The sequence below is a fragment of the Alkalilimnicola sp. S0819 genome (assembly GCF_009295635.1).
Lineage (GTDB): Bacteria > Pseudomonadota > Gammaproteobacteria > Nitrococcales > WHIW01 > S0819.
On the sequence record NZ_WHIW01000002.1, the window covers coordinates 26,567 to 43,382 of the forward strand.

General features: G+C 71.3%; 3 protein-coding genes (2 of these 3 cut by a window edge). All 3 read left to right on the forward strand.

Features of this window, described 5'->3' with window-relative positions; genetic code table 11:
- Tightly spaced (each overlapping or abutting the next), the 3 genes in view from GBG68_RS01905 to GBG68_RS01915 form a layout consistent with a single transcriptional unit that may run on beyond the window.
- Positions 1-9,350, forward strand: partial view of an SDR family NAD(P)-dependent oxidoreductase gene (locus tag GBG68_RS01905; RefSeq protein WP_193222175.1) — the 3' end only. 11,338 nt of this gene lie to the left of the window's left edge; only the last 9,350 of its 20,688 coding nucleotides appear in the window; its start codon lies off the left edge, out of view; the stop codon is at positions 9,348-9,350.
- A complete protein-coding gene (locus tag GBG68_RS01910) occupies positions 9,347-10,672 on the forward strand; it encodes a flavin-containing monooxygenase (protein WP_152144552.1) in 1,326 nt (441 codons plus the stop codon). The genes GBG68_RS01905 and GBG68_RS01910 overlap by 4 nt, the downstream gene beginning before the upstream one ends.
- On the forward strand, positions 10,669-16,816 hold the beginning of the coding sequence (locus GBG68_RS01915; protein ID WP_152144554.1) for a non-ribosomal peptide synthetase. It continues 13,730 nt past the right edge of the window; only the first 6,148 of its 19,878 coding nucleotides appear in the window; its start codon is at positions 10,669-10,671; its stop codon lies beyond the right edge, outside the window. The genes GBG68_RS01910 and GBG68_RS01915 overlap by 4 nt, the downstream gene beginning before the upstream one ends.

Here is a 16,816-nt window from a genome sequence, read left to right on the forward strand (position 1 = left end):
TGGCCCGGGCGGGGGTGCGCGCCGATCAGCTGAGCTATGTCGAGGCCCACGGTACCGGCACGGCCCTGGGGGACCCCATCGAGCTGCGCGGATTGAGCGAGGCCTTCGCCGCGCATACCGAGCAGCGCGGGTTCTGCGCGCTGGGTTCGGTGAAATCGGTGATCGGTCATCTGGAAGCGGCGGCGGGCATCGCCGGGCTCAGCAAGGTGATCCTGCAGATGCAGCATCGACAGCTGCTGCCCACCCTGCATGCGGCCCGGCCAAATCCGGATCTGGACCTGGAGGCCAGCCCCTTCGTGCTGCAGCGGCAGCTCGCGCCCTGGCGCGGCGAGCGCCTGCTGGCGGGCGTGTCCTCCTTTGGCGCCGGTGGCGCCAACGCCCATCTCATCGTCGAGGCCTGGCCGCAGGAGCAACACGCCGGCACCCCGGAGCCCGAGGCCGGGCTTCAAGTGGTGCCCCTGTCCGCCCGGGACCCGGCCCGGTTGCGCGCCTATGCCGAGCGCCTGTTGGCCTTCCTGGAGGAGGGCGTGGACGCACCCGCCCTGGCCGCCGACCTGCCGGCGCGGCTGCGGGCGTATCTGGCGCAACTGCTGTCGGTGTCCGCCGAGGACATCGATCCGGCGGAACCCTTCGAGAACTACGGAGTCGAGCTGGCCCAGCGCTGGCGGCTGCGCGGCTGGCTGCAGCGCCACTACGGGCTGGAAGCCGATGAGGCGAGCTTCGGGCCGCTGGCGACACTGGATCAGCTGTTCACCGAGTTGGGCCGCGAGGGTAGTGTGGCGCGGCCGGCAGCGGGGCTTGCGGATATCGCCTACACCCTGCAGGTGGGCCGTGAGCCCATGGAGGCGCGCCTCGGCATCGAGGCGGCCACACGGGAGGAGCTTGCCCAGGGGCTGCGGGATTTTCTGGCCGGCCGGCTGGACAGGCCGGGTCTGCACGTAGCGGTTCGCGATGCCGCCGATGCCGTGGATCCGCTGCTGGAAGACGACGAGCTGCGTGAGCTGGCCCAGGGGTGGCTCGCCAAGGGGCAGGCTGGGAAAGTGCTTAGGCTCTGGGTCCGTGGTCTGACCATCGACTGGGAGGCCTTGTCGCACCGCGCCGCGCCGCGCATCGTCTCGCTGCCCTGTTATCCCTTCGCCAAGGAGCGCTACTGGCTGCCGGAGCGCGCCGGCGAACACGGGGTGGCGCGGGCCCTGGAGCATGCCGCGACCGTCGCCGGGCGCGATGATCTGCTGGCCGGGGAGGCCGAGCTGGAGTCGCGATTGGCCGTGCTGCTGCGACCATTGCTGGAACAGCTGCCGGCCAAGCTGCCCGACAGCGGCGAGCGCTGGCGGGAGGCGGCCCGGGCGCTGCTGGACGCGCATCCGCGGCAGCCCGGCCTGACTCTGGATGCCGCCTGGGCGGACTGGGCCGACTACAAACGCCGCCGTCAGGCCGCCGGCGCGTCCCTGGCGCAGATCACCCTGGCCGAGACGACGCTGCGGGAATTGCCGGCACTGCTGTGCGGCGAGCGCGCCGCCAGCGCCGTGATGTTCCCCGCCGGTTCCATGAACCTGGTGGAAGGGGTCTACAAGGACAACGCGGTGGCCACCCGCTTCAACGCGGCCCTGGCCGCGGCGGCGGTGGCCTTCGTGGCGCAGCGGGCGCGGGCGCTGGGGCGGCCGCTGCGGATTTTGGAGATAGGCGCCGGCACCGGCGGCACCACCGAGGTGCTGCTGGATGCCCTGGCGGAGCAGCGCGGGCAGATCGCCGAGTATCGCTACACGGATGTCTCCCGCGCTTTCCTGATCCATGCCGAGCGCCACTACGCGGACCGGGCGCCGGGCCTCACCACGGCCCTGTTCGATGTGGAGCGGCCCCTGGACGGTCAGGCGGTGGAGCCCGGCGGCTACGATCTGGTGATCGCCGCCAATGTGCTGCATGCCACCGCCGATATGGCCCGCACCCTGTCGGTGGTCGGCGAGACCCTGGCGCCGGGCGGCTTGCTGCTGATCAACGAGACCAGCCGCCCCAGCCTGTTCACCCACGTCACCTTCGGGCTGTTGGAGGGCTGGTGGCGATTCACCGACCCCCAGCGGCGCATTCCCGGCACGCCCTCGCTGAACGCGGAGAGCTGGCGCGCGCTGCTGGAGGAGACGGGGCTGCGCTGGCAGGCGGTCTCGCCCGAGGCCGAGCGGGCCCTGGGCCAGCAGATCATCGCCGCCACCGCGCCGGCCGGGCGAGCTGGCCCGGCCACGCCGGTGGCGCGCCCTGACGTGCGTACCCAAGCCGCGGCTACGCCCAGGCCCGCGGTCACGGCGTCGGTACCCGTGGGCGCGGCCTCGGCGGGGCTGCGCGAGAGCCTGCTGCGCGCCCTGGGCGAGACGCTGAACGTGGCCCCCTCGGCCATAGACCTCACGCAGTCCTTCGCCGACTACGGGCTGGACTCCATTCTCGGCGCCGAACTGGTGCACCGGCTGCGCGAGTCGCTGGGCATCGAGTTGAGCCATACCCGGCTGTTCGATTTCAGCAATGTGCTGCGCCTGGAGAACCTGCTGGCGGCGGAGTACCCCCAGCTGACGGGCGATAGACCGGGCGAGGAGAAACGCGAGGAGCAGGGCGCTGCGCAAGCGCATCCGCGGCCGCCCCGCGAGGAGACCGTCGCGTCGGCCCGTTCCGCGCCACCACAGCCGGCCCCGGCGCGGGAGCCCATCGCCATTGTCGGCGCCAGCGGGCGCTTCGCCGGTGCCGCCGGCCTGGACGAGCTCTGGGAGCATCTGCGCGCCGGCCGGGACCTGGTGGAATCGGTGTCGCGCTTCGATCTGTCGCCTTTCTACCGCGACGCGCCCCCGGATAGCTACGGCCGCCACGGCAGCTTCCTGGAGGGCATAGACCGCTTCGATCCGGTTTTCTTCGGCATCTCCGGTCTGGAAGCCAAATACATGGACCCCCAGCAGCGGCTGTTCCTGGAGGAGGCCTGGAAGACCCTGGAGAACGCTGGTCACGCCGGCGCGGACATGCAGGGCCGGCGCTGCGGGGTGTTCGTCGGCTGCAGTGCCGGGGACTATCAGGAGCTGTTCCGGGAGCAGCCCCCGGGGCAGGCCTTCTGGGGCAATACCAGCTCTCTGATCCCGGCGCGCATCGCCTATCATCTGGACCTCAAGGGCCCGGCGATCGCCGTGGATACCGCCTGCTCCAGCTCCCTGGTGGCGGTGCATCTCGCCTGCCAGAGCCTGTGGAACGGCGAATCCGAGCTGGCGCTGGCCGGGGGCGTGTTCGTGCAATGCACGCCGCGCTTCTACCGCTACGCCAACCAGGCCCGCATGCTCTCGCCCAGTGGGCGCTGCGCGGCCTTCGGTGAAGGGGCGGACGGCATCGTGCCCGGCGAGGCGGTGGCGGCGGTGCTGTTGCGGCCCCTGTCCCAGGCGCTGGCCGATGGCGATACCATCCATGGGCTCATCGTCGCTTCCGGCATCAACCAGGACGGCGCCACCAACGGCATCACCGCGCCCAGCGCCGCCTCCCAGGAACGCCTCATCCGTCAGGTCTACGAGGATTTCCGCATAGACCCGACCGGTATCGGCCTGGTGGAGGCTCACGGCACGGGGACGGTGCTGGGGGATCCCATCGAGCACGAGGCCCTGAGTCGGGCCTTCGCCGGCTGGACCGATCAGCGGGGCTACTGCGCCCTGGGTTCGATCAAGGCCAATATCGGCCACGCCACCACCGCGGCCGGCGCGGCGGGGCTGGTCAAGCTGCTGCTGGCCATGAAACACCGGACCTTGCCGCCCGCCATCCATGTGGGCGCGGGCAATCCGGCCATCGACTTCGACCAGGGCGCGTTCTACCTCAATCGTCAGGCCCGGTTCTGGGAGGCACCCGCGCAAGGGCCGCGCCGGGCGGCGATCAGCTCCTTCGGCTTCAGCGGCACCAATGCCCATCTGGTGCTGGAGGAGGGCCCGGAGCGCCCGCGGCACGACCTTTCCGCGCCGGCCTCGCTGTTCGTGCTGTCGGCGCGCACCGAGGCGCAGCTGCGCGAGCAGGCCGAAAGGCTGCGTGCCTGCTTGCAGGCGTCCCCGGAGGCCGAAGCGGCCGACGTGGCCCACACCCTGATGGTCGGGCGTCGCCACTTCGCCCATCGGCTCGCCGTGGTGGCCGTGGGTCTCGCCGACCTGGCCGGGCAACTGGGCTCCTGGCTGAACGGCGACGCCGACAATGCGGTCGCTGTCGCCGCGCTGGATGAGCTGCCCGCGGCCGAGGACCCGGCCGCCGAGCAGGCCAGCGGGGCGCTGATCGAAGCCCTGCGCCGCGGCGAGCACGACTGGCGGTCCGGTCTGTGCCAGTTGGCCGAACGCTATCTGCGCGGCGAGAGCGTGCCCTATCAGCGGCTGCTGCCCGATGCCCGGCGCATCCCGCTGCCCGGCTACCCCTTCGCCGCCACGTCCTGCTGGGTGGGCGAGCCCCCCGAGGCGGCGCCGCGCCCGATGGCGCCCACGCAGGCCGCGGCCGCCGAAGAGCCAATCACGCCGAGCGTCGGGCGCAGCCCTGGCCGGGTCCGCCTGACCGATCCCGCCACGCCGGCGAGTCCCCCCGCGTCGTCGGCTCCGGGCAAGGTGCGTCTGGCGCCCCTGGGGCGCGAAGTCCGTCGCGAAGTCGCCCTGCACCGGGCGGAGCCGGTGGAGGGCGTGCGCAGTCTCACCCTGCACGGGGACTGGAGCGCCGAGGCGCAAATGCGGCTGGAAGACGAACTGGCTCAGGCCGCCTTGGACGAGACGGTGCGCGTGCTGCTGTTGCGGGCCGTGGATCCCTGGACACCCCAGGCCGGGGTGGCCGTATCCTCGGCGGCGCGCCATTGTGCGCTGCCCGTGGTGCTCTGCCTGCCGGCGGGGGCCGAAGGCGCGGGTCTGGACTTTGCCCTGGGGGCCGATTTCCTGCTGCTGGCCGAAGAGGCCCACTACGGGGGCGCCCAGGCGGAGCCGGGCGTAGTGCCTGATCCGGCGCGCGCCCTGCTGAGCGACGGCCAGCGCTACACCGGGGCGGCGCTGCGCGCGGCCGGGGGCGATCTGCGGGTATTGCCCGCGACGGAACTGGACGCCGCCGCCCAGCGCCTGGCTGCTCAGATCGCCGAGGCGCCGCGGCTGGCGCTGACCGAGCTCAAGCGCCATATGCGCCACGGAGGGCCGCTTGCCGTGGACACCCGGGCGGAGCGGGAGAGGCTGCGCGCTATTGCCAGCCAACCCGCGGCGACCCCCGCCGGCCCAGGCCGCGCCGTGCCGCTGGCAAGCCCCGTGGTGGAGTTGGAGGCCTTCGAGGATGGCGTGGTGCTGCTGCGCATGCTCGAGCGAGAGCACAAGAACACCTTCACCCCCGCCTTCATGGCAGGGCTGCAGGAGGCCTTCGCCCTGATACGGTCGCGGCCTGATTTCAAGGTGGTGGTGCTCACCGGTTTCGATGCCTACTTCGCCTGCGGCGGCACCCGGTCGGGATTGCGGGAGCTGCAGCGCGGCGACAGCCGCTTCACGGACCTGAAGATCTACAACCTGCCGCTGGAGTGCGAGCTGCCGGTGATCGGCGCCATGCAGGGCCATGCCATAGGCGCTGGCTGGTCCCTGGGCATGTTCTGCGATCTGAGCCTGTTCAGCGCCGAGAGCGTGTATCACAGCAATTATCTCTGGTACGGCTTCACCCCCGGGGCCGGCGCCACGTTGATCTTCCCCAGCCGCTTCGGCGACGAGTTGGGCCGAGAGGTGCTGTTCAGCGCCCGGGAGTACAAGGGCCGCGAGCTGGCGGCACGGGCCCCGGAGCTGATGGTCCATCCGTCCGCCGAGGTGCTGCCCAGGGCACTGGCCATGGCCCATGCCCTGGCGGGACGCCCCCGGGAGGAATTGCTGGCGCACAAAGCGGCGCTGGCTGCACCCTTGCAGGCACGCCTGGAGGGCGTGTTCGCGGGGGAATTGGCGATGCACCAGCGCACCTTCGTGGACAACCCGCGGGTCATGGCGCGTATCGAGCAGGCCTTCGGCGCCGAGCCGCCCGCCGCCGCGACCGCCGCTCCGGTGGCGGCCGACCGGGCGGGCCTGCGCCAGTCGCTGGTGGCAAGCCTCGCCGAAGAGCTGATGATCGCGCCGGGCGAGATCCGTGACGCGGCGAGCTTCCTGGAGCTGGGCCTGGATTCCATCCTGGCGCTGACCTGGATACGCCGGCTGAATGCCGAACTGGAGATCGAGCTGCCGGCCACGGCCGTGTATGCCCATCCCACCGTGGGGGCACTGGTGGACCATGTCAGCGGCCTGCGTCCGGCCTTGCCCGCAGCCGAAGCCCAGACCCCGGCGGCCCCTGAACAGCCTCCGGAACCCGCGACGGTGCCGCCTGGCGCGAGCAGGGGGGGGCAGGGCCTTCGGAGCCTGCGTCCCAGGCTGGTGGCCAGCCTCGCCGAGGAGCTGATGATCGCGCCGGAGGAGATCCGCGATGGCGCGAGCTTCCTGGAGCTGGGGCTGGATTCCATCCTGGCGCTCACCTGGATACGGCGGCTCAACGCCGAACTGGAAATCGAGCTGCCCGCCACGGCCGTGTACGCCCATCCCACGGTGGGGGCCTTGCTGGCCCAGGTGGCGACGCTGCTGCCGCGGGACCCGGAGCCGCCCGCCCGGTGGGAAGCGGCACAGGCGGTCCGGACCGCGCCGGCTTCGGAGCCGCCAAACGAGCCGCCAAACGAGCCGCTGAAGGAGCCGCTGAAGGAACCGCTGAAGGAGCCGTCCGTCGCGTCGGAGGTGGCCCCGCGCCCGACTGGCTCCACGCCGACGGGCGCCGTGGCGATCATCGGTGCCTCGGGCCGTTACCCCCGGGCGGCGGACCTGCAGGCCTACTGGGAGAACCTGCAGGCCGGGCGTGACTGCATCAGCGAGGTGCCGCTCCAGCGCTGGGATATCGCCCGCCATTACCACCCGGACCCCCAGCAGCCGAACGCCTCTTACTGCAAGTGGATGGGTTACATCGACGAGGTGGAGCTGTTCGATCCGCGGTTCTTCAATATCACGCCCCGCGAGGCGGAGTTGATGGACCCCCAGCAACGCCTGTTCCTGGAGCATGCCTGGCATGCGCTGGAGGATGCGGCCCTGGACCCCCGCCGGCTGGCCGGCAACCAGTGCGGCGTGTTCGTTGGCAGCGGGCCCAGCGGTTACGCCGATCGGGTGGCCGAGCGCAATGCCTACAGCCTGCTGGGCAGCTCCGGTTCCATCCTCGCGGCCCGCATCGCCCATCTGCTGGACCTGCAGGGGCCCTGCATCTCCCTGGACACGGCCTGCTCCAGCTCCCTGGTGGCCATTGCCGAGGCCTGCAACAGTCTGCTGCTCGGCGACAGCGACCTGGCACTGGCCGGTGGCGCCTGTGTGCTGATCGGCCCGTCCATGTTCATCGATACCGCCAAGGTGGGCATGCTCTCGGCGCAGGGTCGCTGCTACAGCTTCGATGAGCGCGCCAACGGGTTCGTGCCGGGTGAGGGGGTGGGGGTCCTGCTGCTCAAGCGCCTGGAGGATGCCGAGCGGGACGGCGACCCCATACGCGCGGTGATCCGCGGCTGGGGCGTGAACCAGGACGGCAAGACCAACGGTATCACCGCCCCCAACCCCCAGGCTCAAACCCGCTTGCTGCGCAAGGTCTACCGGCGTTTCGACATAGACCCGGCGAGCATCGGCCTGGTGGAGACCCACGGCACCGGCACGCCCCTGGGCGACCCTATCGAGATCGAGGGCCTGCGGGATGCCTTCGCGGATGATCCCAGGCGCGATGCCTGCGCCCTGGGTTCGGTGAAGAGCAATGTGGGGCATCTGCTGGCCGCGGCGGGCGTGGCCGGTGCCAGCAAGGCCATGTTGGCGCTGGAACAGGCCGAACTGCCGCCCAGCATCAACTTCCAGCGGCTGAACCCGCATATCCGCCTGGACGACACGCCCTTCTACCTGAACACCGAAGCCCGTCCCTGGCCGGCCCCGGCCGATGGCCTGCGTCGGGCGGCGGTGAGCTCCTTCGGCTTCAGCGGCACCAACGCCCATCTGGTGCTCGAAGAGTACCCGCGGGCCGAACCCGCGGCCGAAGGCGCGGGCCCCTGGCTGTTCACTCTCTCGGCCCGGGACGAGGACCGCCTGCAGGCCGCGGCCGAGGCCATGGAGCGCCATGTGGTGGCCAGGCCGCAACTGAACCTGGCAGCGCTCGCTTACACCCTGCAGGTGGCGCGCAGCGACATGGAGGCCCGTCTGGCCTTCGTCTACCACGACCGCGAGAGCCTGTTGCGCGCCCTGGGGGCGGCAGTGGCCGGTCAGGCCCTCGGTCATCTCCATCGCGGCCAGCGGGACGAGGCCGCCGTGGCCCTGTTCGAATCGGACCCCGACGCCCGGGCCCTGCCGGAGAAATGGTTGCGCGCGGGCAGTGCCGAGAGCCTGGAGCGGCTGGCGGGGCTGTGGGTGCGCGGCCTGAGCGTGGACTGGGCCGCTCTGCTGCCCCGTGGGCATCGCCTGCGTCTGCCGGGTTACTGCTTCGCCCGCGAGCGCCACTGGGTGGAGGAATCCCCCGTACAGACCGCGCCCGCCCCCCAAGCCCCGGCTCAGAGCCTGGTCAGCCGTCGCCCGCGGGGCGATGAGAGCTGGCGGCGAGCCTGGCCCCATGCTGGCGCGCGCTTGCTCAGCGGGCTTTTCCTGCCGGAGCTGGCCCGAGTCATGGCGGAACAGGCCCTGGGGCGACCGCTGCGGGCCATGAAGCATCTGGTCTGGGGCGCGCCCCTGCCCGCCGGGGATGAGCCGCCGGCCTTCGAGCTGGTATCCGGCGCCGACCAGGAGGGCGAGTACTTCCATGTGCGAATCCGCGGTGCCGAGCAGTCACCCTGCCTGCTGGGGGAGATTATCGCGGAGGATGCGCTGCCGGCCTGGCCGCCGGCCCTGGCGCCCGACAGTTTCCGTGGCGAGGATCTGACCACCGCCCATGAACGTTTCGCTGCGGGTCTGGATGCCCGGGATGGCGAGCTCCCCGGGGCGCTGCGGGTGTCCGACGTCTATCGTCGCGACGGGGAACTGCTGGCCCGGCTGGAGGGCTGCGACAAGGAGGCGCTGGCACCGGCGCTGCTGGAGCGGCTGTGGCGCCTGCTGGCCTTCCGCGAGGGCGGCGAGCCGCGCTTCCCCTACGCCATCGAGGCCTTGCGCCTGGGGGATCAGCTCCCCGAGACCCGGCTGGCGCGGCTCTGGCAGCCGGCGGAAGGCGGCCCGCCGAGCCTGGCCCTGTACACGCCCGCCGGCGAACCCTGCCTGTTGCTGCAGGGGGTGCTGACCCGGGAGGCCGGGGAACTGGACGAATTGCGCATCGACGATGAGGTGGAGCTGGGATGAGCGATTTCAGGGTAGCCATCATAGGCGGCGGACCCACCGGCCTGGGGGTGGGGCGCGAGCTCGCCGAGGGCGGCATCGATTTCGACCTCTACGAGGCCGAGGCCGATTTCGGCGGTGTCTGGAACAGCGAGGCCGCCTGCGGCCGAACCTACCGCTCCCTGCACCTGATCTCGCCCAAGTTCAACACCCAGGTGGCGGATTTCCCCATGCCGGAGGCGTATCCGCCGTACCCCCATCATCGCCTGATGCTGCGCTATCTGCGTGACTACGCCCGGGCCTTCGGCCTCTACGAGCGGGCCTTCTTCAATGCCCGGGTGGAGCGGCTGGAACCCCGCGGCGAGCAGTGGCTGCTGCGCACCCAGCACGGCGAGGAGCGCCGCTATGCCCTGGTGGTGGTCTGCAACGGCCTGCAGCGGGTGCCCCGTTATCCGGATCCGGCCTATCCCGGGCACTTCTCGGGCGAGAGCCTGCACAGTCGGGATTACCGCAGCGCCGAGCAGCTGCGTGACAAGCGGGTGCTGGTGATCGGCGGTGGCAATTCCGGCTGCGACATCGCGGTGGATGCGGTGCACCAGGCCGAGGCGGTGTTCCACAGCACCCGCCGGGGCTACTACTATCAGCCGAAATTCATCGACGGCAAACCCACGCCCCAGTGGATGATGGAGCTGGGCAGCAAGTTCGCCAGCAAGCAGGAGACCCTGGCCTATATCGAGCAGGTATTCAGCCTGGCCGGTTACAATGGCGCCGCTTACGGCCTGCCGCGCCCGGACTACCCCCTGGATGCCGCCCACCCGGTGATGAACTCGCTGATCCTCCACCACATCGGCCACGGCGACGTCACCCCCAAGGGCGATGTGGCCGCCTTCGAGGGGCAGACGGTGCACTTTGCCGACGGCTCCCGGGAGCGGATCGACACCGTGATCTACGCCACCGGCTATGACCGGGAGTTCCCCTTCCTGGACGATGAGCTGCTGGAGTGGAAATCGGGCATTCCGGATCTGTTCCTGCACTCCACGCCGCGCAACCATGACAACCTGCTGTTCATGGGCTTCATCAACGCCGCCGGCGGGTTGGGGGACGGGCTGAAGACCCAGGGGCAGTTCGTGCTGGACTACGCCCGGGCGCTGGCCGCCCGCTCCCCGGGGCTGGCCGCCTTTCTCGCTGCCAAGCGCATTGATCAACCGGATCTGGGCCAGGATTACTTCGTGCGCTCGCAGCGGCACCTGTTCGAGGCGGATCTGTGGAAGCTGCTGGCGCAGATGCGCCGCTACCGGGACATGCTGAACCAGGACGCGCCCGCCGGGGAGGTCGCGGCACGATGAACGATCTGGCCGAGCGCATGCGTCGATTGCTGGAGGCCGAGCTCATCGAGCGGGCTCGTGCCCGGCTGGACGCCCATGCGCCGCCCGCGGCACAGGCCGCGTCAGGCGCCGCCGAACCCGCAGCAACGGCCGAACCGGTGGCGGAGAGTGCCGCGGTGTCGGCCACGGAACAGGGCTTGCGGGCGGATGTGCTGCGCATCGCCGCCGACGCGCTGCGCATTCCCGAGCAGCGCCTGGACCCGGGGGAGAACCTTGCCAACTACGGTGTGGATTCCATCGCCATCACTGAGGTCATGGCCCAGCTGTCACGCTATTTCGGCATCTCGGTGGCGCCCACCACCTTCTTCGAGGCCCGCCATCTGGATGATCTGAGCCGTATTCTGTATCAGCGCCATGAGGCGGCCATCGAGGCGCACTATGCCCGCGTCGAGTCGCCGTCCCCGGTGGCGGAGGAAGCGCCGCCTAAGGAACCACGCCCCGCCGTGTCCGCCGGCGAGCTTCCCTCTGCCACCGACTCCGGCGGTCCGGAGGCCTGGCTGGCCCGCCATGGCGCCCGGCGCCGACCCCGTGCCGCCCGCTCGCAATCGTCGCAGCCGACGCAGGCCACCCCGGCCTCGCAGGCCGGCGCCGCCCCCATCGCCATCATTTCCATGGAGGGGATGTTCCCCCGCAGCGCCGATTTGGCGCAGTTCGAGGCCCATCTGCGCGAGGGGGTGGACTGCATCGACGAAGTGCCGCGGGAGCGCTGGGACTGGCGCGCGGTCCACGGCGACCCACGCAAGGGCGCCTACACCGACGTCAAATACGGCGGCTTCGTGCCCGGGCACGATCGTTTCGATGCGGGCTTTTTCCGCATCCCCCCCAACGAAGCCGAGTTGATGGACCCTCAACACCGGCTGTTCATCCAGTGCGTCTGGCGGCTGATCGAATCCGCCGGTTACGCCCCGGGGGCCTTGTCCGGCAGGAAGGTGGGCCTGTTCCTCGGCATCAATCTGCAGGACTACACCGACCTGGCCAACCGCGCCGGCTTGATGGAGGCCGCGCAGATGACCGGCCTGGGGCACGTGTTCTGCCCCAACCGGCTCTCCTATCTGCTGGACATCCACGGCCCCAGCCAGGTGGTGGATACCGCCTGCTCCAGCTCTCTGGTGGCGATTCACCGGGGCGTGATGAGCATTCGCCACGAAGGCTGCGAGATGGCCATCGCCGGCGGCGCCAATCTGATGCTCTCGCCCACCCAGCACATCATGTTTTCCCGGGTGGGTATGATCTGCGAGGACGGCCGCTGCAAGACCTTCTCCCGCGAGGCCAACGGCTACGCCCGCGCCGATGGCGTCGGCGCGGTGCTACTCAAACGGCTGGATCTGGCCGAACGCGACGGCGACCCTATCCTCGGCGTGATCCGCGGCTCGGCGGAGAACCACGGCGGCGGCGCCAGTTCCCTGACCGCGCCCAACCCGGCCGCCCAGGCGCGGCTGATCGTCGAGGCACACCGTCAGGCGGGGGTGGATCCGCGCAGCGTATCCATGATCGAGTGCCACGGCACCGGCACGGCGCTGGGCGACCCGGTGGAGGTGGAGGGGCTGAAGAGCGCCTTCGACGAACTGTATCGTGAGCACGGGCTGCCGGCGCCGGCGCAGCCCCATTGCGGGCTGGGTTCGGTCAAGTCGAACATCGGCCATGCGGAGACCGCCGCCGGGGTGGCGGGGCTGGTCAAGGTGCTGCTGGCCATGGGCTCCGGCACCCAATACCGCAGCCTGCACTGCGAGGAACCCAACCCGCTGCTGGAACTGGACGGCAGCCCCTTCTACCTGCTGGACCGTGCCCGCCCCTGGACGCGGCCGCGTATCGATGGGGTAGAGCAGCCGCGTCGGGCGGGGCTTAGCTCCTTCGGCGCCGGCGGCGCCAATGCTCACCTGCTGATCGAGGAATACCGCCCGCCGGCCCTTTCGGCGCAGGCCGACAGCCCCCGGCCGCTGGTGATCCCCTTGTCGGCGCGCAGCGAGTCCGCGCTGCGGGAGATCGCGCGCCGCCTGCTGCCGGCGCTGGATGGCCACGAGCTGGCGGATCTGGCCTACACCCTGCAAATCGGCCGGGATGCCCTGCGCGAGCGGGTCGCCTTCGTGGCGGACAACCACGCGGCGCTGCGCCGGCAACTGGAAAGCTTCATTGCCGGCGACACCAGCGGGGTCGCCCGCGGCGTGGTGGCTCGGGCCGCGCGTGAGCGGGATGTGCGACTGGATCCGCGGGAATGGCCCGCCGAGGAACTGGCCCGGCGCTGGGTGCACGGGGAGGCGGTGGATTGGCCCCTGGCTCACCCCGCCGGTGCCCGGCGACGCCTGCGCCTGCCGGCCTATCCCTTCGAGGGCAAGCGCTACTGGCTGCCGGTTCCCGATGAGTCGGGCGCCGGCGAGTCGGTGGCGCGCGCGTCTGCGGACAGCTTGCCGGCGCCCAGTGAGTCGCAGAACGCCCGCTCGCCGGAGGCGCCGCTGGTGCTGCGCGAGATCGGCCATCAGCGCTACCGGGTGGAGTTCAGTGGCGAGGAGTTCTTCCTGGACCACCATCGGGTTCAGGGCGAATCGGTGCTGCCCGGGGTGATGTACCTGGAGCTTGCCTGTGCCGCCGCCCGCGAGGCGGGCCTGGGGCCGGTGGGGCTGCGCCGGGTGGTGTGGCTGTTGCCGCTCAGGGTGAACGCGCCGGTGGCCGTGGAGGTGGCGCTGATTCACGCCGCCGACGAGCCCTGGCCCCGGGTCGAGATCAGCAGTGTCGACGAGCAGGGCGAGCCCCGGCTGCATGCCCAGGCCGTGCTGGCCCCGGCCAGCGAGGACGCGGGCGGCGAGGCCGAGGACGTGCCGCAGGCCTTGCTTGCGGCGTATCCGCAGCGCCTGGAGGCGGCGCGGGTCTATGGTTTGTTCGGGCAGCTCGGCATCGACTTCGGGCCGGGCCACCAGGTGATCGAGAGCCTGCATCTGGGGGAGGGTGCCGATGGCGCGCGCCAGGTGCTGGCGAGCCTGCGCCTGGGCGAAGGCTTTGCCGCCGGCCTGGCGGATTTCCAGCTGCATCCGGGCCTGCTGGACGGCGCCTTCCAGGCGGCCCTGGGGGTGGCGCTGAACGAGCAGGGCGAGCCGGTGGAGGCGGGAGCGGCGTTGCCCTTCGCCCTGGATCGGGTGGAAGTCTTCGGGCCCTGCACTGAGCGCATGTGGGCGCGGGTCGGGCCCGCCGAGGTGTCCTCCACGGGTACTCGGGTACGCACCCTGACCTTGGAATTGCTGGATGAGCAGGGTGGGCTGCGGGTCCGCCTGCGGGGCTTCGCCACCCGGGTGCTGAACCGCCGCGCCGACGAGGCGGTGTTGCTGTTCGAGCCGCAATGGGAGCAGCCGGCCGGCGAGCCGGTGGAGCCGGCGGCCTTCGGCACCCGGCAGGTTCTGCTCGGCGGTATCGGCGAGGCCGCGGTAACGAGCCTGCGCGCGGGCCAGCCGGAGTGGCGCTGCGAGCGGCTGGAAGACATTGTCGCCTCGGCCTCGGCCCCGGCCGCGCGCTACGGGCAGAACGCCCGGGCCTTGCTGGCTCGCCTGCAGGCGTTGCTGGCGGAGGCCGCCCGGGCGCCGGTATTGCTGCAGCTGGTCCTGGCCGAGGAGGGTGCCCAGGCCGCGGGGCTGACCGGTCTGGCGGGCCTGTTGCGCACGGCCAGCCTGGAGCAGCCCGGCCTTTGCTGTCAGCTGATCACGGTGCCACCGGAAACCGAGGGCGAGGCGCTGGCCGGGGTGCTGGCCGAGGCCGCCCGCCGGCCGCAATTGCAGCGCCTGCGCTGGGAGCAGGGTGCCCTGCAAAGCGAAGGCTGGCGTGCCGCCGGGGACCTGGCCGAGGACGCGACGGCGCCCGCGCCCTGGCGCAGCGGTGGTGTCTATGTGATCACCGGGGGCGGCGGCGCGCTGGGCCGCCAGCTGGCCGAAGAGATCCTCGCCACGCAGGCCGATGCTCACGTGTTGCTGCTGGGCCGTTCGGCGCTGGATGCCGAGCGGCAAGCCTGGCTGGACGGGCTGGCGGGCGATGTCCGCTACCAGCCGCTGGATCTGGCCGATGGCCCCGCGGTGCAGGATCGAATCGCGGAACTGCGCCGGCGCCACGGCCGCATCGACGGCGTGCTGCACGCCGCCGGACTGGTGCGGGATCGGGCCCTGGCGGACAAGGACGGGGCGGAACTCGACCGGGTACTGGCGCCCAAGGTGGCCGGCACGCTGAACCTGGATGCGGCGCTGGGTGATGAGCCGCTGGATTTCTTCGTGCTGTTCGCCTCGCTCTCCGGTGCCTTCGGCAATCCGGGGCAGGCCGACTACGCCGCCGCCAACGCTTTCCTGGACAGCTACGCCCTGGAGCGCGAAGCCCGGCGCGGCGCGGGTCTGTGCCAGGGGCGCACCCTGGCCGTGGACTGGCCGCTATGGCGCAGCGGGGGCATGCGCATGAGCGAGGTGGCCCAGGCTCTGATGACCCGCAGCAGCGGACTCACCGCGCTGGAAAGCGCCGACGGTTTCGCCGCCCTGTATCGGGCCCTGGCCGGTGCGGCGCCTCGGGTGCTGGTGGCGGCGGGGGATGCGGCGCGGGTGCGTGCCCGGGTGCTGGGGGTGGCCGAGCCGCCGCGCTGGCGCGCGTCGGTGGCGGTTCAAGCGAGCGCGGCGGCCCCGGCGCCGGATTCGTCGCTGCTGCGCGAGCGGGTGCAGGCGGCGCTGGTGCGCCAGGTCTGTCGCCAGCTCAAGGTGGAGCCGGAGGATCTGGCGCCGGACATGGAGCTGAGCGAGTACGGCTTTGATTCCATCAGCTTCACCCAGTTCGCCAATGCCCTGAACGAGCAGTTCGGGCTGGAGCTGGTGCCCACCCTGTTCTTCGAATATCCCACCCTTGAGGCGCTGGCGGGCTACCTGGCCGAGCAACACGGCGCGGCCACCGCGGCGGCGCTGGGCGTGGAAGCGCCGGCGGCTCCGGCGGCATCCACTGCGTCGTCGGCTCCGCCGGCGCCGGTGGAATCGTCTTCGTCGTCTGCGCCCGCGGCAAACGAGGCGCAGGCCGCCGCGGGCGTTGAAGCGCCGTCCCCCGAAGCATCGCCCACGACGGTGATTGCCAGCCCCCGCGACGATCAGGACAGCCTGGTCGCCATCGTCGGCATGAGCGGCGTATTCCCCGGCGCCGAGGATGTGGACACCTTCTGGCGCAATCTGCGCGAGGGCCGGGACTGCATCGGCGAGATACCCGCCGAGCGCTGGGATTGGCGCGATTACTGGGGTGACCCGGCTACCGAGCCCGGCCGTGGCAACGCGAAGTGGGGTGGCTTCATCCAGGGGCTGGCGGCCTTCGACCCCGGCTTCTTCGGCGTGTCGCCCCCCGAGGCCCGGATGATGGACCCGCAGCAGCGGCTGCTGCTGACCCTGGCCTGGCAGGCCATCGAGGACGCCGGCTACGGGCCGCGTAGTCTGGCCGGGTCGTCCACCGGGGTTTTCATCGGCACCGCCGATACCGGCTACAGCCGCCTGCTGGCCGAGTCCGGCACGGCGGTGGAAGGCTATTCCATGACCGGTCTGGCGCCCTCGCTCGGGCCCAACCGCATCAGTTACCAGCTCAATTTCCACGGCCCCAGCGTGGCGGTGGAAACCGCCTGTTCCAGTGCCCTGGTCGCCATCCACCGCGCGGTGGAATCCATCGCCGGCGGCGGTTGTGAGGCGGCCCTGGCCGGGGGCATCAATGCCCTGTTGTTGCCCGATGCCTTCGTCGGCTTCAGCAAGGCCGGCATGTTGGCGCCGGACGGGCGCTGCAAGCCCTTCTCGGCGGAAGCCAACGGCTACGTTCGCGGCGAAGGTGGGGGCCTGATCTACCTGAAGAAACTGGCCGATGCCGAACGCGATGGCGATCGCATCCTGGCGGTGATCCGCGCCAGCGCCGAGAACCACGGCGGCCGTGCCAGCTCCTTGACCGCGCCCAATCCCCGGGCCCAGGCCGACTTGCTGCGCAGCGCCTATCGCCGCGCCGGCTTCGACCCCCGCACGGTGAGCTACATCGAAGCCCACGGCACGGGCACCCCCCTGGGCGACCCCATCGAGGTGGAAGCCCTGTGCAGTGCCTTCGCCGATCTGAGCGCGGAGGCGGAAGCGGCCC